The sequence below is a fragment of the Peribacillus sp. V2I11 genome (genome assembly GCF_030817135.1).
Lineage (GTDB): Bacteria > Bacillota > Bacilli > Bacillales > DSM-1321 > Peribacillus > Peribacillus simplex.
This window is the reverse complement of the sequence record NZ_JAUSYW010000001.1, coordinates 1148974-1175460: the sequence shown is the minus strand read 5'-3', so window position 1 is coordinate 1175460 and position 26487 is coordinate 1148974. Positions and strand designations below refer to the sequence as shown.

General features: G+C 42.7%; 26 protein-coding genes and 2 pseudogenes. 20 read left to right on the top strand and 8 right to left on the bottom strand.

Going from position 1 to position 26487, the window contains the following annotated elements; all coding sequences use genetic code 11:
• Positions 1 to 552: 552 nt before the first annotated feature.
• Positions 553 to 795, top strand: a pseudogene (locus tag QFZ73_RS05715) (transposase); the annotation flags it as partial.
• Positions 796 to 872: 77 nt separating this feature from the next.
• Here QFZ73_RS05715 and QFZ73_RS05710 read toward each other — a convergent pair.
• Positions 873 to 1397, bottom strand: a complete 525-nt coding sequence (locus QFZ73_RS05710; protein WP_307264012.1) for a universal stress protein — start codon at positions 1395 to 1397, stop codon at positions 873 to 875.
• Between the two features lie 280 nt (positions 1398 to 1677).
• Here QFZ73_RS05710 and QFZ73_RS05705 point away from each other — a divergent pair, with 280 nt between their 5' ends.
• Positions 1678 to 3711, top strand: coding sequence for a transglycosylase domain-containing protein (locus tag QFZ73_RS05705; protein WP_307264009.1), 2034 nt, complete (start codon positions 1678 to 1680; stop codon positions 3709 to 3711).
• 432 nt (positions 3712 to 4143) lie between these two features.
• On the opposite strand, the gene QFZ73_RS05700 is transcribed toward QFZ73_RS05705, so the two are convergent.
• Positions 4144 to 4452: a hypothetical protein gene (locus QFZ73_RS05700; RefSeq protein ID WP_307264006.1), complete on the bottom strand. Its 309-nt coding sequence runs from the start codon at positions 4450 to 4452 to the stop codon at positions 4144 to 4146.
• A gap of 192 nt (positions 4453 to 4644) precedes the next feature.
• On the opposite strand from QFZ73_RS05700, the gene iadA reads away from it, so the two are divergent.
• From iadA to QFZ73_RS05670, 6 genes are all read left to right on the top strand, one after another.
• Positions 4645 to 5820, top strand: coding sequence for a beta-aspartyl-peptidase (gene iadA / locus QFZ73_RS05695; protein WP_307264003.1), 1176 nt, complete (start codon positions 4645 to 4647; stop codon positions 5818 to 5820).
• A 958-nt stretch (positions 5821 to 6778) separates the two neighbouring features.
• A complete protein-coding gene (gene pdhA / locus QFZ73_RS05690; RefSeq protein ID WP_251433192.1) occupies positions 6779 to 7891 on the top strand; it encodes a pyruvate dehydrogenase (acetyl-transferring) E1 component subunit alpha in 1113 nt (370 codons plus the stop codon).
• Positions 7891 to 8874: an alpha-ketoacid dehydrogenase subunit beta gene (locus QFZ73_RS05685; RefSeq protein ID WP_307263999.1), complete on the top strand. Its 984-nt coding sequence runs from the start codon at positions 7891 to 7893 to the stop codon at positions 8872 to 8874. The genes pdhA and QFZ73_RS05685 overlap by 1 nt, the downstream gene beginning before the upstream one ends.
• A 29-nt stretch (positions 8875 to 8903) precedes the next feature.
• Complete coding sequence (locus QFZ73_RS05680; RefSeq protein ID WP_307263996.1) at positions 8904 to 10181, top strand: dihydrolipoamide acetyltransferase family protein; 1278 nt, start codon at positions 8904 to 8906, stop codon at positions 10179 to 10181.
• Positions 10182 to 11606 (top strand): dihydrolipoyl dehydrogenase, encoded by a 1425-nt coding sequence (lpdA, locus tag QFZ73_RS05675; RefSeq protein WP_251433199.1) that lies wholly within the window; start codon positions 10182 to 10184, stop codon positions 11604 to 11606.
• 369 nt (positions 11607 to 11975) lie between these two features.
• A complete protein-coding gene (locus QFZ73_RS05670; RefSeq protein WP_251433201.1) occupies positions 11976 to 13355 on the top strand; it encodes an amino acid permease in 1380 nt (459 codons plus the stop codon).
• Positions 13356 to 13445: 90 nt separating this feature from the next.
• On the opposite strand, the gene hisC is transcribed toward QFZ73_RS05670, so the two are convergent.
• Positions 13446 to 14558: a histidinol-phosphate transaminase gene (gene hisC / locus QFZ73_RS05665; RefSeq protein ID WP_307263991.1), complete on the bottom strand. Its 1113-nt coding sequence runs from the start codon at positions 14556 to 14558 to the stop codon at positions 13446 to 13448.
• Positions 14559 to 14731: 173 nt separating this feature from the next.
• On the opposite strand from hisC, the gene QFZ73_RS05660 reads away from it, so the two are divergent.
• On the top strand, positions 14732 to 15199 hold the full coding sequence (locus QFZ73_RS05660) for an Lrp/AsnC family transcriptional regulator (protein WP_251433206.1): 468 nt from the start codon (positions 14732 to 14734) through the stop codon (positions 15197 to 15199).
• A gap of 90 nt (positions 15200 to 15289) precedes the next feature.
• Here QFZ73_RS05660 and QFZ73_RS05655 read toward each other — a convergent pair whose 3' ends face one another.
• Positions 15290 to 15688 (bottom strand): carboxymuconolactone decarboxylase family protein, encoded by a 399-nt coding sequence (locus QFZ73_RS05655; RefSeq protein WP_307263987.1) that lies wholly within the window; start codon positions 15686 to 15688, stop codon positions 15290 to 15292.
• A gap of 118 nt (positions 15689 to 15806) precedes the next feature.
• Here QFZ73_RS05655 and QFZ73_RS05650 point away from each other — a divergent pair, with 118 nt between their 5' ends.
• The 9 genes and pseudogenes from QFZ73_RS05650 to ltrA all read left to right on the top strand — a co-directional run bounded on the left by QFZ73_RS05650 (position 15807) and on the right by ltrA (position 20588).
• Positions 15807 to 16235 (top strand): Lrp/AsnC family transcriptional regulator, encoded by a 429-nt coding sequence (locus QFZ73_RS05650; RefSeq protein WP_307263984.1) that lies wholly within the window; start codon positions 15807 to 15809, stop codon positions 16233 to 16235.
• A gap of 263 nt (positions 16236 to 16498) precedes the next feature.
• Positions 16499 to 16741 carry a sigma-Y antisigma factor component gene (locus QFZ73_RS05645; RefSeq protein WP_251433211.1) on the top strand — a complete coding sequence of 81 codons (243 nt, stop codon included), beginning with the start codon at positions 16499 to 16501 and terminating at the stop codon, positions 16739 to 16741.
• A pseudogene (locus QFZ73_RS05640) lies at positions 16698 to 17011 on the top strand (YbjQ family protein). Before QFZ73_RS05645 ends, QFZ73_RS05640 begins: the two are co-directional and overlap by 44 nt.
• Positions 17012 to 17305: 294 nt before the next feature.
• Positions 17306 to 17518 carry a hypothetical protein gene (locus QFZ73_RS05635; RefSeq protein ID WP_307263979.1) on the top strand — a complete coding sequence of 71 codons (213 nt, stop codon included), beginning with the start codon at positions 17306 to 17308 and terminating at the stop codon, positions 17516 to 17518.
• Positions 17496 to 17651 (top strand): hypothetical protein, encoded by a 156-nt coding sequence (locus tag QFZ73_RS05630; protein WP_307263975.1) that lies wholly within the window; start codon positions 17496 to 17498, stop codon positions 17649 to 17651. Before QFZ73_RS05635 ends, QFZ73_RS05630 begins: the two co-directional genes overlap by 23 nt.
• Entirely contained in the window at positions 17648 to 17989 is a 342-nt protein-coding gene (locus tag QFZ73_RS05625) for a GNAT family N-acetyltransferase (protein WP_307263972.1), read from the top strand. Before QFZ73_RS05630 ends, QFZ73_RS05625 begins: the two co-directional genes overlap by 4 nt.
• Before the next feature lie 171 nt (positions 17990 to 18160).
• Positions 18161 to 18499, top strand: a complete 339-nt coding sequence (locus QFZ73_RS05620; RefSeq protein ID WP_307263968.1) for a catalase — start codon at positions 18161 to 18163, stop codon at positions 18497 to 18499.
• A 627-nt stretch (positions 18500 to 19126) separates the two neighbouring features.
• On the top strand, positions 19127 to 19282 hold the full coding sequence (locus QFZ73_RS05615; RefSeq protein ID WP_307263198.1) for a hypothetical protein: 156 nt from the start codon (positions 19127 to 19129) through the stop codon (positions 19280 to 19282).
• Between the two features lie 43 nt (positions 19283 to 19325).
• A complete protein-coding gene (ltrA, locus tag QFZ73_RS05610; RefSeq protein WP_307263965.1) occupies positions 19326 to 20588 on the top strand; it encodes a group II intron reverse transcriptase/maturase in 1263 nt (420 codons plus the stop codon).
• A gap of 81 nt (positions 20589 to 20669) precedes the next feature.
• On the opposite strand, the gene QFZ73_RS05605 is transcribed toward ltrA, so the two are convergent.
• Positions 20670 to 22340: an ABC1 kinase family protein gene (locus QFZ73_RS05605; RefSeq protein WP_251433219.1), complete on the bottom strand. Its 1671-nt coding sequence runs from the start codon at positions 22338 to 22340 to the stop codon at positions 20670 to 20672.
• Between the two features lie 16 nt (positions 22341 to 22356).
• Positions 22357 to 22659: a phasin family protein gene (locus tag QFZ73_RS05600; protein WP_251433221.1), complete on the bottom strand. Its 303-nt coding sequence runs from the start codon at positions 22657 to 22659 to the stop codon at positions 22357 to 22359.
• Between the two features lie 247 nt (positions 22660 to 22906).
• On the opposite strand from QFZ73_RS05600, the gene QFZ73_RS05595 reads away from it, so the two are divergent.
• A complete protein-coding gene (locus QFZ73_RS05595; RefSeq protein WP_307263959.1) occupies positions 22907 to 23656 on the top strand; it encodes an SDR family NAD(P)-dependent oxidoreductase in 750 nt (249 codons plus the stop codon).
• 2 nt (positions 23657 to 23658) lie between these two features.
• Here the strand turns inward: QFZ73_RS05595 and QFZ73_RS05590 are convergent, their stop codons facing one another.
• Together QFZ73_RS05590 and QFZ73_RS05585 are read right to left on the bottom strand one after the other, a co-directional pair.
• Complete coding sequence (locus QFZ73_RS05590; protein WP_307263956.1) at positions 23659 to 23865, bottom strand: hypothetical protein; 207 nt, start codon at positions 23863 to 23865, stop codon at positions 23659 to 23661.
• Positions 23866 to 23953: 88 nt separating this feature from the next.
• Positions 23954 to 24745 carry a TIGR00266 family protein gene (locus QFZ73_RS05585; protein WP_144477736.1) on the bottom strand — a complete coding sequence of 264 codons (792 nt, stop codon included), beginning with the start codon at positions 24743 to 24745 and terminating at the stop codon, positions 23954 to 23956.
• A gap of 189 nt (positions 24746 to 24934) precedes the next feature.
• Between QFZ73_RS05585 and glpK the strand changes: the two genes are divergently transcribed.
• A complete protein-coding gene (gene glpK / locus QFZ73_RS05580; RefSeq protein WP_307263951.1) occupies positions 24935 to 26425 on the top strand; it encodes a glycerol kinase GlpK in 1491 nt (496 codons plus the stop codon).
• Positions 26426 to 26487 lie beyond the last annotated feature (62 nt).

The following is a 26487-nucleotide window of genomic DNA, read 5'->3' as shown; positions in this document are numbered from 1 at the left end:
ATATCGCCATAAAATGGAATGGCAAGTTTTGATGATATGTACATTTTCTTTAATTGTATTCTAACCGATGATCGAAAATTAAATACTTCCACAAGGGGAGCCAAAAAGGCTGAGAGTGAAAGGTTCTAGTTCAGACAACTTTGAACCTGATGGTTAGCTCTGGTGTAGGGATGAGGTTTTGGGCAGCCATTAGCGCCCCGGTATTATTCGGCTGCTTCAAATGTATGACTGAAAAAATCCTATAAACAAAAAGGCAAGATTCTATAAGAATCTTGCCTTCAGACTGTAGACAAACTCGATGAAAATCGAGTTTGTCTATTTTTATGGCTTGTACAATTTGGACGTTGATTTCCACTCCAGGCACTCGCTTTCCGCGGGCGGTCGGGGAGCCTCCTCGGCTTTCGCCTGCGGGGTCTCCCCTAGACGCGCTTTTCCCGCAGGAGTCTCGTACCTTCCGTTCCAATCAACTTTGTCTTACCTTTTAGATAGAACACTTTTGCCTGGAGTCATTTTTGTTTTAAAATAGAAGTATTAAAACTTGAGGTGATGAGGATGCTTTCTAAACATGATTCTATTCAGCGAGATCAACTTGAAATGATTACTTTAGATCAACTGGTGCCACCGAACCATTTGGTTCGTAAAATGGAGGCTGCCATTGACATCACTTTCATTTATGACTTGGTGAAAGATATGTATTCAGAGGTAGGACGCCCAAGTATTGATCCAGTTATTTTAGTTAAACTGACTTTCATTCAATATACCTTCGGTATTCGTTCCATGCGTAAAACGATTGAAGGCAAGATTCTATAAGAATCTTGCCTTTTTTCGGAGAATGCTCTACTCGAGCCATTCAGGGCGAACCCGCTCAATCTTCATTTTGCAATGAATACCGAACAGGGGGCGTTTTTCGCAATGGAACTACTTGTACTGCCAAGGAAGAATTTTTCCAAACCGCTTTTAGCGCTATTTCCAACAACGATAAGGTCAGCTGAAGTTCTGGCTGCAAAGTCACATACGCTATCTGGCGGATATCCTTCCAATAGTTCGTATTTTCCCTTGACTTGACATTCACTTAACAATCTCAACGTATTACTTTCTGCGTTCTGAATACCATTCTCGACGGCGAAAGGGGTGTCATTTACCTTTTGATGTCCTGGCTGATCAACTTCAACAACGGGATGTGTCTGGACTGGATCCACATAAAATCCGGCAGCGGGTACGAACCCCGGAGCCGAGGTGTTTCCCATGATACGCTGTTCAACCTTATCATTTAGGACATGAACTACGGTAAACTCGGCTTTTGGAAAGGCCTTTTTCAATGTTGCTCCATATTCCACGGCCCGTTTACTCTCTTCATTTCCATCAAAAGCGACGACAATATGTTTTAAGTCTTTCATTAATATCATCTCTCCCTTTATAAGACCTTAAATTGTTATACCCAATTTTAAAGGCTTCACGCCTTTAATCGGTATATAGATTGCCTTTTAAGGGTAAAGGATAGATACGAGCATAGTTAAAATGGTAGGATGAACTCTGGTCCTTCATTTAGTTGGTATGCTCAGACGATGAATGGGTATTATCGGCAAGGAAGCCGATTCGCGAGTATAGTGCTGCAAGAAAAGGCGTCTTTTATTCAATCGACGAGTTTTCTTTAATAAAAAGGGTAAAATATTTTTAATGATACATGTCGCAGATGGGAAAATGGGGGTACAAATGAAAGGGTTAGTGAAATTAGGTCTAATTATAATATTGGCGATTGTGGTTTTAGGCGCCGGTTCACTATTGTATTTCAGACAGGGTGCAGATATAAGCCATCTGAAAAATTATCTTCAGCAACCGACAGGAATCTATGATCTGGATGGGAATCTTGCCAGTACGATCACGGCAAATAAATCCGAAGGTGTTGCGATAGATGAAATACCGGAACATATGAAACAAGCGGTGGTTTCCATTGAGGATCACCGTTTTTATGAACATCACGGCATAGATTATCAAGGGATTTTGCGGGCTTTGGTTAAAAATGCGAAGGCTGGAAGTGTTGTTGAAGGCGGGAGCACGCTCACCCAGCAGCTTGTAAAAATCACGATGCTGGAATCGGAACGAACATTGAAAAGGAAGATAGAAGAGTTTTTTCTAGCCCAGGAAGTTGAAAATCAATATACAAAAGATGAAATTCTGGAAATGTACTTGAATCAAGTTTATTTTGGCCATGGGGCATGGGGAATCAAAAAGGCTGCAAATATTTATTTTTCCAAAGAGGTCTCTGAATTGACCGTTGCCGAGGCAGCTTTGCTGGCGGGTGTCATTAACTTGCCATCCAAGCTTGATCCTTACAAGAATTTAGACGGGGCAGTCAAGAGGCGTGATTTGGTTCTTTCGAGAATGGCGGAACATGGTTATTTGACGAAAGACGAAGAAGCAGCTGCAAAAAAAGATTCGGTGACACTTCTTATGGGGGAGAAGGAAACCGATCCATTAAGAGGTAAATATCCTTATTTTGTCGATCATGTTTTATCTGAAGCATCGAGTAAATATGGAATCAAGCTTGAGGAGCTGCTTTCAAAGGGCTACAAAATTTACACGACACTGGACCAATCCATGCAGCAGTCTACAGAAACCGTGTATGCGAATGATGCCAATTTTCCAGTGGGAACGAGTGCAGATGAACTGGTTCAAAGCGGGTCTGTCCTCCTTGATCCTGAAACGGGAGGCATAAAGGCACTTGTCGGTGGGAGAGGTAAGCATCAATTCATGGGATATAACCGGGCAACCCAGCTGACAAGATCTCCTGGCTCATCCATTAAACCGCTTGTCGTATACTTGCCAGCGGTTGAAGAGGGATACGATATCACTGACCCTTTAAAGGATGAAAAAATGAGCTTCGGTGAATATGAGCCAACAAACCTTGGTGGTGAATATAAAGGAGAGGTGCCGATGTATGAAGCGGTGATGAATTCCTTGAATGTACCAACGGTTTGGCTATTGAATGAGATTGGAATCGATAAGGGGCTTGATTCACTTAAGCGGTTTGGGATTCCATATGAAAAGGATGATCGAAACCTATCGATAGCTTTGGGGGGGATGAAAAAAGGCGTGTCCCCGCTGCAAATGGCGGGAGCCTTTTCAACTTTCGCGAACGATGGGGAAAGGATGGAAACCCATGCCATTGTAAGAATAGAAAATGCCGATGGCAAAGAGGTAGCCGCTTGGAAAGAGAAAAGCACCAAAGTGACCTCTGAAGGCGCCGTCGACAAAATGAATGCCATGCTGCTTGGAACAGTGGAATATGGCACAGCGAAAAACGCGGCTGTTTCCGGATATGAAATAGCAGGTAAAACAGGTTCCACACAAGTTCCCATCGAAGGAATATCAGGGGTTAAAGATCAATGGTTCATCGGTTATTCACCTTCGCTGGTCGGTGCTGTATGGGCTGGATATGATAAGACGGATGAAAAACATTATCTAACGACACACAGCAGTCAGGGAAGTGCACTCATCTTTCAAAAAATAATGTCGCAAGCCATACAGAATCAAGCCGCTCAATCTTTTAAAGCACAAGATATTGGTCCGCTTATAGCTGAACAACAGGCACTTAAAGCCGAGCAACAGGAAAAGGAAGAAGAGGAGAAAAGGAGACAATATTGGATTGATAAAGGAAATGAAATACGGGAAGGTTTGAATAAATGGAGGGACTGGGAGGTTCCGTGGTGATTCTCAAGGAAAGGGAAGTATGGCAAACGCTCTTTAAATAAAATTAACAAACTGAGACTGTCAAGCATTTGACAGTCTCAGTTTGTCGGCAAAAAGGGGGGGGATGGTCTCATCCCGAACCATGATCTTAAAACAAAACTAGGTTATCCTTAATGGTTTTTAACTGTTTTATGAACCCTCATTAAATTGAAGAAATTTGCGACACTCCTGCCGAATAACTGGCTAGACGAGACCCCACAGACGCTTGCGGCGAGGAGGCTTGGCAGACAGTCGGTGGAAAGGGAGCGGATTTCTGAAAAACAACTCATTTACAGTCTTTCATCATTCTTAAAAAATGAGATTTGCTATTATGCCTATTACGACGATTGCGCCTATCACCATTAATATGGTTCTCATTTCTATACACCCTCTTCATAACGTAGTTGGAATCATTTAAATATTAACGGTTTGGTTCGATTGGAAACCAAATGCACTTTCATCATTTTCTTCACAAATAGACTGTACTTTTTCTAGCATGGCATGTATATTTTCGCCTTCAAGTATGACTTTCATGGTGGCACACTCTTGAAGAATGAGCACAAAGGATACGAAAGTCGAAAGTTTCTTGGCATCGACCAATTTATGGTTGCAGATAAAATATATATTCCCTTTAAATTCTTTTGTAACTTGATATAGGTTCATGATTTGTCGCATGGATAATCTTTTATTTGTTTTAATGTCAGAAGAAATCACTTTATTCATGTCGTTTACTCCTTTTGTTTTTATACTTTTGGAAAAGCATAATCAAGATGTCAATTCAGCTACAACTTTTAAAAATGAACAAGTATTTTTGGTCTTTTTTATGTAATTGTTAGCGGGTCATGTTGTATATTTACCCGAGTAAAAGATTTTGAAACCTATTTGAAAATTTCTATTTTTGAAGGGAGAAGAAAAATGCTCACGCTAATTAAGAATGGGGAGCTTTATGGTCCGGAATATATGGGCCGAAAAGATATCATCTTGGTTGGAAAGCAAATTGGCTTCATCGAGGACAAGATTGATGTACCTGCCAATTTCGTTGAATTGGAAGTGATTGATGCGAGTGGCCAAATCGTGGCTCCGGGTTTTATAGATGCACACGTACATATTATCGGCGGAGGCGGGGAAGGGGGCTTTAAAACGAGGACTCCTGAAATCCAATTAACAGATGCCACTTTAGCGGGTATAACGACATTGGTAGGGGTCATCGGAACAGATGGAACGACAAGGACGATGCCGGCACTGCTTGCTAAAGCGAGAGCGCTTGAAGAAGAAGGAATTAGCTGCTTCGTTCAGACTGGTTCCTATCAAGTTCCAGTCAAGACGTTAACCGGTAAGATCGAAGATGATTTGATTCTTGTGGATAAAATCATCGGTGTTGGCGAAATAGCCATTGCCGATCATCGTTCTTCGCAGCCGACTGCCGCTGAACTGGCTAAACTTGCCTCTCAGGCACGTAATGGAGGTCTGTTGTCCGGGAAAAGCGGTATCGTCAACATTCATGTCGGCGAAAGTCTAGATCATTTGCATGTAATTGAAGAAGTTGTCGAGACAACGGAAATACCGATCACTCAGTTCTACCCTACACATATAAACCGAAATCCGCATTTATTCAATGCTGGGGTGGAATATGCAAAAAAAGGGGGGTATATCGATTTTACGACAAGTATGATCCAGAAGTTCCTTGAAGAAGGGGAGGTCAAAGCAAGTACAGCAATAAAAAGGGCACTGGAAGAAGGCGTTGAAATCGGGCAGATCACCATAACTTCAGATGGACAAGCCAGCCTGCCTGACTTCGATCAAAGCGGTAACCTGCGCGGTTTGAACATTGGTACATGCATGTCCTTATATGAATGTGTTGTCGATGCGGTCCTCGAGGATGGAGTGACAATTGCCGATGCCATACGAGTCGTGACGGAAAATCCGGCAAACATTTTAAAACTTTCCACAAAGGGACAGCTTGCGGTAGGTAAGGACGCCGATATCATCATGATGAAGAAAAAAACTTTAGAAATGAATAGTGTTATCGCGATGGGGCAAATCATGGTCAAAGATGGTGAAGCAGTCGTGAAAGGAACATTTGAAAAATAAATCTTTCTAATTTTGGGTGCTATTTCCGTGCGAGTACTAGCCCATTTATCCTGAATTGTAAAAAGGGGTAACATTGATCTAATTTCGGATTTCTGAAAGACGGTATGTGTAATGATTTCCACTCCAGGCACTCGCTTTCCGCGGGCGGTCCGGGAGCCTCCTCGGCGCTCGCCTGCGGGGTCTCCCTCGACGCGCTTTCCCCGCAGGAGTTTCGTACCTTCCGTTCCAATCAACTGAAACTTCTTTTTTAAGAAATTTTGGAGGAAACTGGCTCTTCTCCAATTCGTCTAGAGTCTGGGGTTCCATCAATTTTTCGACAAAAGGAGTTTCGGATTTCTCGCCCTGAACCAAGATTTTAAAAGTTAACTTGGTTATCCATCATGTTTTTAACTGGAATCCTCAATGGATTGAAGAAATAGGCGACACTCCTGCCGAACAACTGGCTAGCCGAGACCCCACAGGCGCTTGCTTTGATGTAGCTTGGCAGACAGTCGGAGGAAAAGGAGAGGATTTCTGAAATCAACTGGAATATTCTATTAGAAAAAAACGTATGCAACTGGATTTCTTGGAGTTTGTATACAGTCTAAGACCCATATATTATATAATGGGTCTTTTTTTGTGCTTGATACTTTTTGGAAGAGGTCGTGAATCGATCGAGCATATCAACAATTTGTAGGTAATAAATGAAATTTTCCCATTAATGATTCTGATTTTCAAAATGAAGGTGAAGCATCAGAAAACATATTCTAAATAAAGGTAATATGCGAAAAATTCATTCTATTTAACATATTATTAAAAACTTGGATGTATTATCCTTTTATATAAGGAAATGTAGTTTATGAAACAGCATTTAATCACAGACATAAAGACCAATAAATACATTTTGGGCTGTTATTTCATGACTGTTCAAAACCTTGGTAAGTTTGCGAAACAAATCTATCTTAAGGGGAGAAATGAAATGGAAAAGACGGGAAACCCAATAATGAAAGCGCATTCAAATGAAGCTGAGCCGGAAATGTTTCGTGTATTGACTCCTGATGGGGAAATCGTTGAAACGATTGATGGAAAAATCGATAAATCACTGATGTTAAAGATGTATGAGAGCATGCTCCTGCTCAGAACATTTGACCGAAAATCAATTAATCTCCAGCGTCAAGGCAGGATTGGAACTTATGCACCTTTCGAAGGACAGGAAGCATCCCAGGTAGGAAGCGCTTTAGCGTTGTCGGCAGGGGATTGGATGTTTCCCACATACCGTGATCATGGAGCGGCAATCATTCATGGGCAGGAATTATACCGTGTTTTCCTATACTGGATGGCGCATTTTGATGGCTCAGTTTGTCCAGAAGGAAAAAGGATATTGCCTCCGAGTGTTCCCATTGCCACTCAAATGGTTCATGCAGTTGGAACGGCTTGGGCAAGTAAGATTAAAGGCGAAAAGAATGTTAGCATTGCTTATTTTGGTGATGGAGCCACTTCTGAAGGGGACTTTCATGAGGCACTGAATTTTGCTGGCGTTTATAAAACCCCAACAATCTTTTTCTGCCAAAATAATGGCTACGCGATCAGTGTGCCTTTTGAAAAGCAATCGGCATCCAAAACAATATCCCAGCGGGCTGCTGCTTATGACATCCATGGGGTCCGAGTGGATGGAAATGATATTTTCGCAGTCTGGCTGACTGTAAAGGAGGCTGTCGAAAGAGCGCTTAAAGGGGAAGGCCCTACATTAATCGAAGCCATTACCTTTCGCTATGGCGCCCATACTACTGCAGACAATCCGAACATATATCGCGATCAGGACGAAGTTTCAACGTTCTGGAGGGAAAACCGGGATCCCATTACACGTCTTAGAAAGTATTTGAATAAAGAGGGTCACTGGAATGAAGAGCAGGAGGAATTGGTGTTAAAACAATTCAACGAACTGATTGATGCTCACCTTCAAAAAGCCGAAGGGTATCCGAAATCCGACCCGCTCGAAATGTTTAACCATGTATACGCCGAGGAGTCATGGCAACTAAAGGAACAGAAGCAGGAATTGAACCAAATCTTAAGGAAAGGCGGGAAGAAATAATGGGCAAAAATTTAACGATGCTCCAGGCTATTACGGAAGCACTGGACCAAATGCTGGGTCATGATGATCGCGTGATGATCTTGGGTGAGGATATTGGAGTGAATGGCGGAGTTTTCCGATCGACTGAAGGGCTTTATGAGAAGTATGGAAAAGATCGAGTTGTGGATACGCCATTAGCTGAATCCGGAATCATCGGCTCTGCAATTGGTTTAGCCCTTAACGGAATGCTGCCCATAGTGGAGATCCAGTTTCTCGCCTTTATTTATCCGGGTTTCGAGCAACTCGTTTCCCATGCTGCCCGTATGAGGTATCGTACTCGTGGGCAATTTGGGGTGCCCCTCGTAATCCGCACGCCATATGGAGCCGGAATCAGGGGTCCTGAACTTCATTCCGAAAGTGTTGAAACCTTCTTTGCCCATACTCCGGGTTTAAAGGTGGTTGCACCCAGTAATCCATACGACGCAAAAGGGCTGCTCATTTCAGCGCTCGAAGATCCAGATCCGGTGATCTTTTTGGAACCGACTAAATTGTATCGGGCCTTTAAGGAAGAAGTTCCCGAAGAAATGTACCGAATACCAATCGGTCAAGCAAAAGTGGTCCAGGAAGGAAGCGACCTGACCATTTTTGCATGGGGGGCCATGTTAAGAGAGGCAATGAATGCCGTGAAAAAGATTGAAGCGGAAAAAGGCTGGAAGTGTGAAGTGGTCGATCTTCGAACATTATACCCTCTAGATAGGGATACAATCGTGCAATCCATTAAAAAGACTGGTCGTGCATTAATCGTCCATGAAGCCCATAAGACTGCCGGATTAGGTGCGGAGATTATCTCCATCATTAATGATGAAGCTCTTATTTACCTGAAAGCGCCGATTAAGCGTGTAACAGGATTTGATGTACCGGTTCCGCCGTTTACAATAGAAGATCATTATTTACCGACTGTTGACCGTGTAAAACAAGGAATTGTCGAAACGATATCATTTTAATTGTGATTAAGGGAGAAGGAGGATGACGCATGATGGAATTTAAACTTCCTGATGTAGGGGAAGGGATGCATGAAGGGGAAATTATCCAATGGCTCATCAAAGAAGGGGATGCGGTAAAACAGGACCAACCCATTGTTGAGGTGCAAACGGATAAAGTCAATGCGGAATTGACATCTCCCGCAGCGGGGGTGGTCAAGAAAATACTTTTTTCCGAAGGGGATATCGTGGAAGTGGGAACCACTATATTCACAATTCAGGAAGAGAACGTTATGTCAGTTCCGGATACAGGCATTATTGAAGAAGAAAACCAAGTCGTGCAACCTGGTGATGTAAAAGTAAATGCAGAGCATATTACGACTAAACAGCATCATGGGGCAGTGCGTGCGTTGGCAACCCCATTCGTGCGTCAAATGGCGAGGGAAATGAAGATTGATATCGAGAAGGTTAAAGGCTCCGGTCCGGCTGGGCGAATTACCGAAAGTGACTTGAAGCAGTTTAAAGAAAATAACTCGATTACACGGGAAAATGCCAAACGGCATGATGACAAGATTGTTAAAGAGATGGCCCCGATGAAGGATGCCCAGGCAAAAGGAGTGGAAAATGAGTGGGAAGAGCGGATTCCGCTTAAAGGCATTCGTAAAAAAATCGCTGAACATATGGTAAAGTCTGTTTCGACCATTCCTCATGTAACCCATGTAGATGAATTGGAAATGGACCGATTGAAGGAATTTAAAAATCAATTAAAGGAGTACTCCGATGATAAGGATATTAAATTGACTTTTTTGCCATTTTTCGTTAAAGCCATTGTCATCGCCTTAAAGGAGTTCAAAACATTAAACGCTTCAATTGATGAAAAGACCAATGAAATCATCCTGAAAAATTATTATCATATTGGGATTGCGACGAATACAAAAGAGGGTCTCATGGTTCCAGTCATAAAACATGCCGACCAAAAAACCATTTTCCAACTGGCTGATGAAATCAGGCAATTGGCAGACCAAGCCCGTGAAGGGAAGTTGAGCATAGATCAAATCACAGGCAGTACATTTACCATAAGCAATGTAGGACCAATCGGAGGGATGCACGCGACCCCGATCATTAACTATCCGGAAGCGGCCATATTAGCTTTGCATAAAATGGAACATCGCATGGTCGTTCGCGATTTGGAAGGTGTTATCCGTTTAATGATGAATATGTCTCTTTCTTTCGATCATCGTTTGATTGATGGGGTAACAGCCGTGCATTTTACCAATAGAATCAAGGAATTGTTGGAAAATCCAATTCGTTTAGTTGTGGAGATGAGATAAATGGTAGTAGGGGAAGTTGCTGTAGAGACGGATGTTATCATCATTGGAGGAGGTCCGGGAGGATATGCTGCGGCTATCCGTCTCGGCCAGTTAGGAAAATCAGTCGTGCTGGTTGAAAAGGATAAGCTGGGCGGGGTTTGCCTTAATCGGGGCTGTATACCTTCAAAGGCATTAATTCACGCAGCTGATCAATACCAAAGGCTTAACGATTTAGGGAAAATGGGAATCCGGTTATCCCAGGAAAGAACGACAATGGACTTGGGAGTTTGGCAGGATTGGAAGGCGGGCATCACATCTCAGTTGAGGCAAGGTATTGCCCATTTGTGTAAGGAAAATGGAGTGACGGTGGTTAAAGGTCAAGCAACCTTTTTATCTGATGACCGTATCGGAGTTGAAACCGATGGCGATTTTGAAACCTACAAGTTTGAACAGGCAATTATTGCGACGGGGTCCAGACCTTTCATTCCATCCTTCATTAAAGTCGATGGAGAATATATATTGGATTCAACATCATCTTTGCAGCTGAAGGAAGTTCCATCAAGCTTGTCGATCATTGGCGGAGGATATATCGGAATCGAATTGGGTATGGCATTTGCAAAGCTAGGTACTAAAGTGACCATCATTGAAATGGCCAATCGGATACTCCCCCAAGTTGCTGAAAACCTGGTAAAGGAAGTCACCCGGAATGCCAAGAAGCTTGGGATGAATATCAAAACATCCACGAGGGTAGAAAAAGCGAGTGTAGTGGATGGCCAAGTACACCTTCATGTTTCCTCGGAAGAACAGGGGACGGAAGTGGTCGTGAGCGAAAAGACCCTGGTTACTATTGGCAGGATACCCAACACTGAAGAAATTGGCCTGAATCGGGCTGGGGTTACGGCTGGTGAAAAAGGCCATATAGCAGTGGATATGGAATGCCGTACAAATGTGCCGCACATCTTTGCCATCGGTGACACTACACCTGGTCCAGCTCTTGCCCATCGAGCGACCAAACAGGGAATCGTGGCAGCTGAAGTGATAGGGGGGTTGCCAAGTGCAGTTGACTCACCTAATGTTCCCTATGTAATCTTCTCGGACCCGCAAATAGCTGGGGTTGGTTTAAGCCGTGAAGAGGCTGAACAACAGGGATATAGCGTCAAAATCGGCAAATTTCCGTTCAGTGCCAACGGAAGGGCCCTTGCAACGAATGAAACAGAGGGATTTGCTGAAGTGATCGTGGATGCTAATAGCCACATATTGCTCGGAATGCATATGGTAGGTGCTGATGCTTCCAACCTTATAGGTGAAGGGCTCCTTGCCCTGGAGCTGGCGGCTCGGGTCGAAGATATAGCACTCAGCATGCACCCACATCCAACTTTGACTGAAGGGTGGATGGAAGCGGCTGAGGCAGTTTTGGGACATGCGATTCACATCGTAAATAAATAAGGTAAAAATGTAAAGTTATGGGGATTACCAATGTAGTCCCCGATTATAGTGTATTTTTCTGGAGTCAGATACCTGTCAATGGCCCCGATAAGGCAAGGCTATCAGCAAATCCACTCCATTTCGAAGATCAGAACCCGGCGTTTGGCTAAACAGGAGCAATTTTGCCTGCAATGATTCCCTCTTGTAAAACCATCGGCATATTGATATCATTTTTACTTTGGGGAAGTATAGAGTTTTCAAGAAGGCTTTGCATCCTTCCACTCCTAAACCATAACGGTTGATGAGATAACTTATCTATTCGCCATTCAACGATTGAAATGGGTTTGATTTTTTATATGAGAAAATTATGGAATGAAGGAGGCAGATGTAATGGAGTCAAATGGTGGGTCACTGCAAAAGAAATTATTGCCGCGGCATATTAGCATGATGGCAATGGGAGGGGCAATAGGTACTGGGATTTTTAAAGGAAGTGCCGAAACCATATCGTTAGCAGGGCCAGGAGTCATATTCACTTATATTTTTGCAGGATTATTACTGCTTGTAGTCATGGGTGCTATAGCAGAAATGGCAATTGTCTATCCCAATACGAATATGAAGGGTTTCGTTCAGAAAGCATTCGGTAAGCGTTTTTCCTTTATCGTAGGCTGGATGTATTGTTTCATGTGGCTGTCCGTATGTGTCATTGAGGTAGTGGTGGCAGGAAGCTTCTTGCAGTATTGGCTCCCTGCAATCCCGCTATGGGTATTAAGTTTAGGGTGTACGGCTTTCATCATTGGGATTAACATGATGAATGTCAAAAATTATGGTGAATTCGAATTTTGGTTTGCTGGCATTAAAATTACAATGATCATATTATTCATCATATTGGGAGCCTGTATTTTATTTGGAGTCATCCCAAGCGGCGGATCTAATTATCTGCAAAACTTCACAGGGCATGGAGGATTTTTCCCAAATGGGTGGATGTCCATCTTTTCGGCATTACTGATTGTCATGTTCTCCTATGGCGGTTCCGAGTTAATAGGGGTGACGGTAACGGAAGCAAAGGATGCGGAACGCATTTTACCGAAGGTCATTAAAAACTATATTTGGAGAGTCGTATTATTCTTCACCTTACCGATCCTTGTAATCTGCGGTTTGATTCCGTGGAACGAAATTAGCGACCAGGCAAGTCCGTTTGTACAGGTTTTGTCAATGTCGGGTTTTCAGGGATCTGCACATATCATGAATTTCATTTTGATTACGGCCGTCTTATCAGCCGCTAACTCTGGAATATATGGGTGTACCCGAATGCTGCATTCTTTAGCTGCAGAAGGGGAAGCTCCCAAGTCGTTCTCTTATGTATCAAAAAATGGCGTTCCCTTGTACAGTTTGATATTAAGTGCAGTTGTATTGGTCGTCGGCTCCATGATTACTTTCGTTGCACAGGACAAGGCATTTACTCTATTAATGGCCTTTCCGGGTTTTGTAGTATCCCTTGTATGGATCAGCATCTGTTTAGCGCAGCTAAAACTTCGCAATTCATATCCCAAGGCTCCGAGTTTTAAATTGTGGGGCTTTCCATATGTAACCTTGTTTACCGTAATCACCTTAAGCATCATTTGTGTCACGTTCGTGTTCAGTGAACAGAATCGGATCAGTATCATTGCTTGCCTGATTGTGTTGGCTGCCTTAATCTCGATTTCGATTTTTAAATTTAAAAGTGTGGATGCACAGGAAGCACCTATAATAGAAAAGGATATTGCTAAATAAATCCACGTAAAAGATACGGCATGGGCAAAGGCGTCCATGTCGTATCTTTCATTAATGATCATTGATATACAGCCACTTCATTTTAATCGGTCATCCACCAGACGTTTTATTGATTATATGTTGTAAGGATGCTATGAATCTCTCGTTTTCAATCGGAGTGCCGATGGTAACGCGGATAGTATTTTCATAGCCTAGCAAATGACCTGAACGGATGATGACACCCTGAATTAATAACTTCTCAAAAATGTCCCTGCCAGGCTGGTTCAATTTGACCATCAAGAAGTTGGCATGTGAAGGGAAGAATGTTAATCCCATCTTGCTTAGTTCGTTTTCTAAATACATTCTTCCTTCCCCATTCTTACGAACACATTTCTCAACGAATGGATGGTCGTCGAGGGAAGCGAATGCCGCAGCCTGTGCTAAACGGTTGGTATTGAAGGGTTCCTTCACTTTAACTAGCTCTTGTATGATGGATGCATCCATTAAACCGTATCCAATCCTTAATGCAGCCAGGCCATAAATCTTAGAAAAAGTGCGTAAGATAACCAGATTTGAATGCATATTTAGAAGTGGTAAAGTTTCTAAATATTCTCCATCTTCGACATATTCATAGTATGCTTCATCAACGATCAGCAAAATATGTTTTGGCACCTTCTCGATAAAAGAGCGCAACTTTTCTTTTTGAACGATCGTTCCTGTTGGATTATTGGGATTACAGACAAATATCATTCTTGTTTTTTCTGTTATGGCCTCATACATACCCTGCAGGTCATGTACCCCATTAATAAGAGGTATCTTTACAGGTGTGCCGCCGTCAATCAATACATTCGTTTCATACCGTGGAAATGTTACATCAGCCATGATGACTTCATCATTTTGTTGGATATAGGTTCTTGTTAGCAAACGTATCACTTCATCAGATCCATTGCCCAAAATGATATGATCTTTATTGATATTCAATTTCCTTGCCAGCTTTTCAGCTAATGCCGGTGCCATACCTTCAGGGTAAAAGGAGGTTTGCTCCATTTCGGTAAGCATGGCTTCTTTTGCTAGAGTTGAGCAACCGAATGGATTCTCATTCGATGCCAATTTAACGATCGTTTCAAGACCAAGTTCACGTTGCACTTCTTCAATTGGCTTGCCGGAAACATATGGGCTAATGCTTTCGATGTTTTGTCGAACCGGGATTTTCGTAAAGGTCAATGCAGGTTCCTCCCTTTGGTAAATTCTGAATTTTCTTTTTCTATTTGATTATTTTAATGATAGAATATTAACTGGTAAAATTACATACAAAAAAGAATGTATTTATTGCTATCCATACAACATTTTAAAGAAATATATGCTTATATTCCTTCATTATGAAAGGCGGTTGCTTCATGGATGAAATAGATGTCAGGTTACTGGAACTTTTACAAAGAGATGGACGCATTACGATTAGTGAACTATCGAAGAAATTGGCTCTCAGTCGACCTAGCATCTCTGAACGTATGTATCGCCTGCAAGAAAAGGGGATCATTGAGGGGTTCAGCGCAAGGGTTTCACCTCTGGCGATAGGAAGGGGTGTCCTTGTGTTCATTCAGGTGAGTGAACTTAAGGTTCCTGTTTCCGATTTTGAGCAATTGGTGAAAAATGATTTAGACATTATTGAGTGCCATCGTGTAACAGGAACCGTAGGATATTTTTTGAAAGCGGCTTTGGCTGATATGGACAGCATGAGATTACTGATTGATCGATTGATACCTTATGGACATCTGAATACATCCGTGGTTTTGACATCACCGGTACCATCCCGCTCCATTCTTCCAAGGATCAATGAAATGGAGGATCATGGTGCGAAACCCTAGGTGGTAATTCAACGTAAATGGATTCGGTGACCGTTCAAACTAGGTTTATTACAGAAAGGAACGAGGCACGGCGCCTGTTCCTTTTTGTCGTTACTTTAAATCCATCAAAGCCCCGAAATATTGCTGGGCCGTTGTAAAGCAAATGAATGCAAATAGTTCAGAAATCTCTTCATCACTGAATGACTCCTTCAATACTTGGAAAAACTTTTCCTCCGTATTTTCACGTTGCAAGAGGAATACTTCCGCAAAGGCGATTGCATAGCTTTCTTTCATATCTTCCGGCTTTAGTGGAATTCCTTTTGCCTGACAGTATGAGCAGCCATTCCCGTAGGCAAGCACCCTTCTGACGTTTTCCTTTAACTTCTTCGAAAGTTTCCCATCTGCAGATATGCAATCTGAGAGGTCCGACCATTTATGCGAAATCTCTTCAGAATGAAATAATCTTTGAAATGGACTGGATCCCTGCGATGATATTTTTATTCTTGTCATGAACATCTCCCCTTTGAGATAATCCTAATATAAAAAGCTAGGAATATAAATTCCGTTTGTAAAGTATTACGATTGAATAATGAATGAATGTAAAGAAAAGAAGGGAAATAACAGTGAAATGAAAATAGATGAAAAAGACCAGAGCATCCTTGCCGAATTAACGTTGAATAGCCGAATCTCCATGAGGGAATTGGCAAAGAAAGTAAACCTCTCTGCCCCCACCGTTGCCGAACGGGTACGGCAAATGGAGTCGTTCGGGATCATTAAAGGGTATGTTGCCGAGATTGATCATAAAAAGATCGGTTTTCCAATTGAGTGCATCGTGGAAGCAACGATAAAAAATGGGGAATATGAGAAATTCAAAAAGTATATCTCCAAGGTGCCGAATGTTGACTTTTGTTATCGAATTGCCGGGCAGGCTTGCTTTATGCTGAAAATCCACAGTGAGAGCCTTGAAGAAGTGGAGGAATTCATCAATCGGACCATTCCCTATGCGGCAACCGTTACCCATGTGATCCTTTCACAGGTGGAGCGGGAACAGGAATGAGTATTTATGTTTATCGCTTTCGGATAATAGTGTTTGGGGATGAAAGCCGATAATCATAATGGAAGAAAAAGATCAGTTTATACCGATCATTTTGAACCGTTTTGGAATTGTTTATATGGACAGGATAAAATCACGTGTCCATAAAGGTATAATGATAAAAGGGATTCAACCCCTCTGACTAAAGTGGTTCCAGCTCCTAAGTGATACCATTATTCATTGGCGTTCATATCCATTTTATGTGAAAAGGAAGGTGAAGGGGTACCATGAGCAGCCTTGAAATACTTGTCTTGATTGTGTGTGTGGTTATTTTAATGACCCAAAGCATAAATCTATTTATCGATGCCATGAAGAATGGCTTCAACCATTGGATGTGGGGTATTCTTGGTTTGATTCAAGCCCCATTTCCGTTAATTTTTTATTTGATCGTAAAGAAAATCAGAAAAAGGGAAGAGGCTGAACTATATGATTATCGTGACTACTGGTTCCGTTCCTGGAAAAGAAATTAAAGATTTGAAGGGTCTTGTTAAGGGGAAATGCGTTCAATCGAAACATATTGGAAAAGATATTCTCGCGGGATTGAGGACGATTGTCGGCGGTGAATCACAGAGTACTCGGAAATGATGAAAGAGGCCAGACAAAAGGCAATAGGGAGGATGGTCGATGAAGCGACAGAAAAAGGGGCGAATGCCATCGTTGCAATGCGCCTGGAAATATCGGCTATCATGCAGAATGCTAGTGAAATCATTGCTTATGGCACTACAGTTCATGTTGAATGAAAGAAAGTTTAGTTTTGGTTCTTTTTCTATAAAACGGAATTTCACAAAGTTTCTAATTTACCGTGATGGAAATGTCGTATAGCGTTTTGATTCGGTCGAAGCTCCCTTCGAAATGGAAAGCGTTATTGAAAAACTTTTATAACTTGTTTTGTGCAGCACCTGGATATCTCCAGGTGTTTTTTTGCGATTAATACTTTCGGGATTCATGCAAGAACTTGAATAGCTAATGAAATAAGGGATACAGGTAATAACGATGAACATGGATTCGAATCTGAAAAGCTGGGGTAAGGTATCATGGAGGGAACTGACGACTTTAAACCTGAACTAGCCAGGGAAGCAGTTAATGTGATTGAAAATGTAGCAGGAACACATCCTGGTTATCGGCGTGCGCATGCAAGGGGATATGTTTATGAGGGGGTTTTTACCCCAAACGGAAAAGCGTCCCCATTAACTGTGGCTTCGCATCTACAGGATGAATACCGGAATGAAACTTCCGGATTCGAATGAGTCCGTCCAATCAGCCATGATAGGACTGAAGCCTTTTGAATACCAGTTATCGAAGACGGAAGCTGAATTTTTTAATGAATTTAAACTCACTACGGAATTTAACAATGTGGCTGCCCTAATGAAGATAATGTGAAGATAGATATGGTATTTGATTATGAGATGGGTAATGATTTAGCTTCAAATATACAAGAATTGTTAAGCGAATGCTTTCAAGAAGACTTTCCCAAAAACAGAATTTATTTTAAACAATTACCTCATTTTAGATTTGTAGCTTTTAACGAAAAAAATCAACTTGTAGGACAGGTAGGAATAGATTTCAGAGTGATGAATCTTAATGGAAATCATATAAGAGTACTTGGTCTAATTGATTTATGTGCCGCCCAAAACATTCGCTCACAGGGGATAGGCTCGATGTTACTTTTAGAAATTGAACAGTTTTGTAGCAATAGAAATATTGATGTTATTTGCTGACAACAAAACGTTATATTTAAAAAATGGATACAGGCCAGTTACAAACAAATGTAAATGATTAAAAATCGACCATGAAAGTCAAATTACAAGGGGTATAGGTTATGAAGAAATTGAGGGAAAGGAAGGCGGCAGGCCATTAAGTATGAGTGGGTACCTGATGCCGGCCTTAGTATGCTAGAAAAAAAGGAGGTAGCCAAGCATTCGCCAGAGTGTCTGGATGAGGAAATGGAAGAGAGGCTCAAGAAAGGCCCGGTGGGCTTTAAATTGAACATACAAATAGGAGGGAAAAATGACCCGACTGACGATCCAACAACAGCTTGGTCGGAAGATAAACAGGTAATCACGATCGGGCATTTAAAGGTTTCCAAAAAATCGGAAGTGTTTAAAGATACTTTAATGTTCGATCCAACCAATATACCTGAAGGAATCGAGTGCTCGGAAGACCGAATCTTGCATTTTCGCCATAGTGCGTATGCTGTTTCATATGAACGTCGGATAAATAACCAATGAATGAAATCATGAAAAAGGGGAACGCCTTATTAAAGGGGTTTCCCTTCAGACTGTAGGCAAACTTGCTTTTGGAAATCCGCTCCCGCTCCCTTTCCGCCGACTGTCTGCCAAGCCTCCTGCCGAACGCCTGTGGGGTCTTGGCTAGCCAGTTATTCCGGCAGGAGTTTCGCAAATTTCTTCAATCCAATAAGGATTACAGTAAAAAAACTTTAAGGATAATCTAGTCTTGTTTTAAATTCAGGGTACGGGATGAGACCAATCCGAACCCCTTTTTTCGTGCGCCCGGCATGGGTGCAATCTATAGGGTGAAAGTCCCGAACCATGAAGGCAGTAGTAGTGGTTAGCTTAATGCAAGGGTGTCCACGGTGACGTGGAATCTGAAGGAAGCAAGCGGCAAACCTCCGGTCTGAGGAACACGAACTTCATATAAGGCTAGGTATCATTGGATGAGTTTGCGAAACAAAACAAAGTCCTTACTGCCGAAGGTGGTACAGAGTAAATGAAGCAGATAGATGGAGGGAAAGATTGCACTCTTACCCGGGGAGGTCTGATGACAGCCAAGTACACTTGGTAACCTGTCCAGTGATGGACAGCTGAATCATCAGAAGTCAGCAGAGGTCATAGTACTTGTCTACTCGAGAAGATAAGGAAGGACCGAACAGATTAAGGAGGATGAATACTAGGCGTTCGTTATCTGCAAAGAAGCAAACAATTCCTAACGGAACTTATTTGAAGGAAGAAGTGGTGAATACACGGGGAACTTCAAAAGGGTGGAGCAGATAAAGGCACAAATAGACCATTTATCCACGTAGAAAGGATATCAACGATGTTAATGGAACAGATACTAGAGAGGGAAAACTTAATACAGGCATTGAAGCGTGTAGAAAGAAATAAGGGAAGCCATGGTGTAGATGGAATGCCGGTTCAAAACCTGAGACCGCACCTCGTAACCGAATGGTACAACATGAAAACTGCCCTTTTACAGGGTACCTATCAACCGCAGCCCGTCCGTCGTATCGAAATCCCGAAACCAAACGGCGGAGTTCGGCTATTGGGTATTCCAACCGTTCTAGACCGTTTCATTCAACAAGCCATTGCCCAAATATTGACCAAGATATATGACTCAACCTTTTCGGAGAATAGCTATGGATTTCGCCCTAACAAACAGGGGCACCAGGCGGTTCGAAAGGCAAAGTCCTATATAACCGAAGGTTATACATGGGTAGTGGATATGGACTTGGAGAAGTTCTTCGATAAAGTGAATCATGACAAGCTCATGGGAATGTTAGAGCGGAAAATTGAAGATAAACGAGTTCTCAAACTGATTCGTAAATTCCTTCAAGCAGGCATTATGATAGGCGGACTTTTTCATAAAAGTGAGGAGGGAACTCCGCAAGGAGGTCCGTTAAGTCCTTTATTATCTAATATCATGTTAGACGAGTTAGATAAAGAACTAGAGAAACGCAATCTTCGATTCGTAAGGTATGCGGATGACAGTACTATCTTTGTGAAGACACGAAAAGCCGCCAAACGTGCAATGGGGAATATCTCAAGCTTCATTGAAAATAAACTGAAGCTAAAGGTCAACTACGAGAAGTCGAAGTATGATCGCCCTTGGAACAGAACGTTTCTCGGTTTTAGTTTCACGAAGTCAAAGAAGAACCCGAAGGTTCTACTGGCTAAACAAACGGTGAAGAGAGTAAAGAAACGAATCAGGGAAATGACCTCGAGAAAATTACCGATACCCATGAAACTCCGAATAAATAAGTTAAAGCAATACCTTAGAGGTTGGATGGGGTATTTCGCCCTCATTGATACTCCGAACGTATTGAAGAATTTAGATTCATGGATTCGAAGAAGACTCAGGATGTGTCTATGGAAGCAATGGAAATTGCCAAGAACGAGGGTGAGGAAACTCAAAGGATTAGGCGTCCCATTTGGAAAAGCATATGAATGGGGAAATAGCAGAAAGGGTTATTGGCGCATAGCGCATAGTCCTATTCTAGACAAAACCCTTAATAATGTTTATTGGCTCCATCATGGGTTAGTAATTCTATATGAACGATATACAAAACTACGTCAGACTTAAACTGAACCGCCGTATACCGAACGGTATGTACGGTGGTGTGAGAGGTCGGAGGCTAGGCGCCTCCTCCTACTCGATTTAATTTTACATTTTCCCGGATCTGAAAATGGTGTAGAGCATAAGTAAGAACATCAGGGTTGCAACGACAAATCCAATCTCGATAACCGGTATTTTCCATAGGATCAAGGTTTCCCCGCCTATTGCAGAGCCGATAATGAGACCGACCATGATTATGCTGAATGCAAGCAGGATAATACTGAAAGACAGCCGGTTCGAGATTTGATCAAGCTTATGTAAAAAAACTTGAAGTTCGGGAATATTGATATCGAGCCGCATTTTCCCTTTTTTAATGATACCTGTCACTTCCCTGATATCCTTGGGCAGTTCGGCAATGGCTTCAGCAGACTCGATGAATTGATTCCAGGCGTTCTTCGCAATGTTTCTTGGATTGTAGCGTTCCTTAAAAAGCCTTTCCCCAAAAGGTTCAGCTGCCTTCATAATGCTGAAATTCGGATCTAACCCTTCGACAATGGCCTCCATGGTGAGCAGAGCCTTGCCGAGCATCGTGAATTCGGGAGGGATTTGGACTTGATGCCGATTGGCAACCGTGAACAGGTCATTGACTGCTCCGCCTAAGCTGATTTGGCTCAATGGGATATCATAGTATTTATTTCGCAGTTCATCAATATCCCCCCTTAATGGGGCCATATCGATTTCGTCCGTCAGGAGGCCCATATCTGAAAGCGTCTTGATCAATCCATTGGTGCTTCCGCGTTTCAGATTGATGACAAGCGAGGCGAACTGATACTTGGTTTCTTCCTCCAGACGTCCCACCATTCCGTAATCCATGAGTGCGACGACATTCCCTGGCAAAATGATGATATTGCCAGGGTGGGGATCGCCGTGGTAAAAGCCATCGATCAATATTTGATGTAACATGGAGTTCGCTAATCTTTCCGCGATTTGCCGGCGATCATACCCTTCATCATCAAGCTGTTTATAATGATTGATCTTGATTCCTTGAATGAAATCCATCGTCAGGACCCTTTTTGTGGAATACTCCCAATGGACCCTTGGTACCTTAAACCCTTGATCATCGATGAATTGCTTGGCTATTCTTTCCCCGTTTCGACCCTCGGAGTTATAATCGAGTTCTGCGCGGAGTGATTTAGCGAATTCATCAATCATTTTTCTGATTTGGTAGCGTCTTGCCCAAGATATCCGTGCTTCCATAAGTCTTGCCAAATCATCGAGAATTTCCAAATCCGTTTCCACAGTCGGCAGAATATCGGGCCGCTGCACTTTGATTGCTACGACTTCCTGTGACGGAAGCCGTGCCGTATGGACCTGCCCAATCGAAGCGGTTGCCAGTGGTTTTTCATGGAATTCAAGAAAAATGTTTTCCAGAGAATCACCCAATTCGGCTTCGACAATTTTGCGAACCCTATCAAATGGAAAGGGGGTGACCTGGTCCTGTAGCTTTTCAAGTTCGCGGACGATTTCGTCCGGAACGAAATCACGCCTCGTACTGGCAATCTGACCAAGTTTAATGAATGTAGGTCCCAAGCTTTGTAATATCGTATGCAGCCGCTCTCCGATTGAGCGGAGGTTCAGGTTTTCATCGGGTTGGAGTTTCGATGCCGCTTTGTTCTCGGATAATCCCAGGCGATAGATGAAGTAACCAAAACCATTTTTCAAGAAGGCATTAATGATTTCTTGGTAACGATGTGCGTGTTTCAGTCGCTTACGAAACATTCGAGTACCTCCATGATCACGATTGGATGCTTTGGTTCTGTTTCTCCAAAATTACGATACGTCGCTCCAATTCCTGAACTTCTTCTTTAGTTGCCAAGTTTAGGCCGTTGAGCGCTTGATTGACCTTGGCTTTGACGGAATCATCCAGCTGCTTTTGGGCTTGTTCCCCTTTTTCGACCCATTGCTTAATAAGGACTTTGGAGTCTTCTTTGCTGATATCGCCTTTTTTCACAAGAGAGTCCACCGCTTTTTCAATTTGCTCTTTTGTAGCAGCTGCAGCACCTAATCCTAAAGAAAACACATTTTTTAATAAGTCCATTTTTACATTCCTCCAATATAAATTTTTACACTGTAAGAAAGATAACAGCGGATGCCTTTCACCCTGGTTCAATCTTGTTGTTATTATCTATCATACATCACTTTATGGCAGCTACAAAAATATAAGGGTCCTGCTGATTATTGATGATAAGGAAAAGGGTTTGTTGATAGTCAAGGAAATTGTTTGTAGTGAAGCGAATTGGATATTATGATAGGGGAAAATAAGCTGTGAAAGTGGGGATGGAATAATGGGTTTCACTAATAAAACGGTGATTGTAACAGGCGCTTCGAATGGTATAGGGAGGGGCGTGGCAAAAGGATATGCAGAAAGCGGCGCTTCAGTCGTTCTCGCAGATTTGGACGAGCGGGAAGGTCTTCTGTATGTGGAAGAGCTCAAAAGTAATGGTCATGAAGCCATGTTCGTTAAAACGGATGTTCGTAAAGAATCTGACATTCAACATTTGATGGATGTAACTTTAAAAACATATAAGACCATTGATATATTAATCAATAATGCGGGAAAGGCACTATTCAAATCGCTTTATGATCTGACGATTGAGGAATGGGGCGATATGATGAATACGAATTTGCGCAGTGTTTTCCTTTGTTCCCGGGCCGCTGCTGCATCAATGCGAAAAAATGAAACGGGAGGTGCAATCATCAATTTAGCATCAACTAGAGCGATAATGTCTGAGCCGGATTCAGAATCCTATGCAGCGACAAAGGGAGGGATCATAGCGCTGACACATGCACTTGCTGCTTCTTTAGGTAACGAGAAAATTACGGTCAATTCGATTTCTCCGGGATGGATTGAATCGGGTGATTATGAATCGCTGAGGGATAAAGATCATCAACAGCATTTTTCCAATCGGGTTGGCAAACCGGAAGATATTGCAAGGGCCTGTCTTTATTTGACGGCAACGGAAAATGATTTCGTTACGGGTGCGGATCTTATCGTCGATGGAGGCATGACAAGAAAAATGATATACGAGGAGTAACCTCATTTTTTTCGATAAAGATATTGCAGTTCAGTCCCGAGCTCACGGTTGAGCAGCTGTTCCATTTCTTCAAGCTCTTTTATGCCGATAGGGGCATCGGCAGCTGTCCAGTGAATGGTATAAACAAAATAGTAATCTCTTATTTTTCGGAAAATAACAGGCGAATTCGGGAATTGATCAAAAATTGCCCTGATATTATAGCTTCTCATGTAGGACCACTTAACAAGCTGCATGTAGCTATCCATCCTTTTCAAAAGAGATCAATGACTGCCATGAAGGCAGCCATTGATCCGGTTCTTATTTATCGTTGAATAAATTGAATAAGCCTCTAGCTACGCTGCCTTCTTCGGATGATCCTCCATTTTGCGGCGCTGCAGCAAATACACGGCTGGCAAGCCGGCTGAATGGCAAAGATTGGACCCAGACGGTTCCGGGTCCTTTTAATGTTGCAAAGAATAAACCTTCGCCTCCGAATAAAGCGGTTTTCACGCCTTTTACAGTTTCAATATTATAATCTACCCCGCTAGTCATTGCCACTAAACATCCTGTATCGACGCGTAAGACCTCTCCTGCAGCCAATTCCTTTTTATGGATCGTGCCGCCGGCATGAACGAAGGTCATTCCATCTCCTTCAAGTTTTTGCATGATGAAGCCTTCGCCGCCAAAGAAGCCTGCACCTATCTTTCTCTGAAACTCAATTCCGACCGAAACGCCTTTCGCGGCCGCCAGGAATGCGTCTTTTTGACAAATGATTTTCCCGCCAAGCTCGCTTAAATCCATCGGAATGATTTTACCTGGATAAGGCGAGGCGAATGAAACGTGTTTTTTATCTCGTCCTTCATTCGTAAAAGCCGTCATGAAAAGACTCTCACCAGTAAGGAGCCGTTTCCCGGCACCGAATAGCTTACCCATCATTCCGCTGTCACCATTTGAAGACCCATCACCAAAGATGGTTTCCATCTTGATTTGATCTTCCATCATCATTAAACTTCCAGCTTCGGCAATCACCGTTTCCTGAGGATCCAATTCCACTTCAACAAACTGCATGTCATCTCCATATAACTTAAAATCTATTTCATGATTATTCAATTTCCATTCCTCCTATCGACCTTATTTTCATTGTAAAAGATAAACTCTTAACCTGCCAATATTTTTCAATTTTTCAGCCTTAATTTATATTTTTTGTTTCACGGGTATATCTAGTAAAATGAAGAAAGAGAAAACAGCATGACACTTGAGCTGAAATGAACCTTTTCTTAAGTGCAGGAGGAGACAGCCATGGAAACTTACATACTATCATTGGACCAGGGAACGACAAGTTCCCGGGCCATTTTATTTAATAAAAGCGGGGAAGTTTTACATATTGCCCAAAAGGAATTCACTCAATATTTCCCGAATCCTGGATGGGTGGAGCACAATGCCAATGAAATTTGGGGTTCCATCCTATCGGTAATTGCTTCCTGTCTATCGGAAATGAATGTAAAACCGGAACAGATTGCTGGAATTGGCATAACGAATCAACGGGAGACGACCGTGGTATGGGAAAAGGAAACAGGTCAGCCGATTCATCATGCCATCGTTTGGCAATCCCGGCAAACAAGCGAAATCTGCGCGCAATTGAAGGATGAGGGTCTCGATGAATTATTTATGCGGAAAACCGGTTTGTTGATTGATGCTTATTTTTCCGGTACAAAGGTGAAATGGATTCTCGACAATGTAGATGGGGCGCGGGAAAAGGCGGAAAACGGAGACTTATTGTTTGGTACGATCGATACGTGGCTGATATGGAAACTTTCGGGTGGCAAAGCACATGTAACCGATTATTCGAATGCTTCAAGGACTCTGATGTATAACATTCATGACCTGAAGTGGGACGAAGAGCTGCTGGAAATCCTGCAGGTGCCGCAATCGATGCTCCCGGATGTTCGCTCTTCATCAGAGATATACGGGAAAACAGCGCCACACCATTTCTTTGGACACGAAATCCCGATTGCCGGAGCAGCGGGAGATCAACAGGCAGCTTTGTTCGGCCAAGAATGCTTTGAAAAAGGCATGGCCAAGAATACGTATGGCACCGGATGCTTCATGCTGATGAATAAAGGAGAAAAGGCAGTGAAATCAGAGTATGGCCTGTTGACCACGATTGCATGGGGGCTGAATGGAAAAGTCGAATATGCCTTGGAAGGCAGTATTTTTGTCGCAGGTTCGGCCATACAATGGTTAAGGGATGGGCTGAAACTCTTGCATGATCCGAAAGACAGTGAAAAGTATGCTTCGCGGGTCACTTCAGCCGATGGTGTCTATGTAGTCCCCGCATTTGTTGGATTAGGTACCCCTTATTGGGATAGTGATGTCAGGGGAGCTGTATTCGGACTGACAAGGGGGACCTCGAAGGAGCATTTCGTCCGGGCAACATTGGAAGCGTTGGCCTACCAGACAAAAGATGTCCTTAGCGCCATGGAAGTCGATTCAGGGATTAACCTAAAGGCATTGAGGGTCGATGGCGGGGTTGTCAAAAACAACTTCTTGATGGAATTTCAAAGCGGCCTCCTGAATGTACCGGTCGAAAGACCGGTTATTAGTGAAACGACAGCGTTAGGCGCAGCGTATTTGGCTGGACTCGCTGTCGGATATTGGGAAAGTCAGGAAGAGATTTCAAAACTATGGGCAGTCGATAAGAAATTCGAACCCGAGATGGAAGAACAGGAGCGGAAGGATTTATATACTGGCTGGAAAAGGGCAGTTCAGGCGGCAAGGGTTTTTAAATAGAATAAAGGGTATTAATAGAGGAGAGATGAATAACAGAACGTCCAAACTAAAAAAAGGGGTGG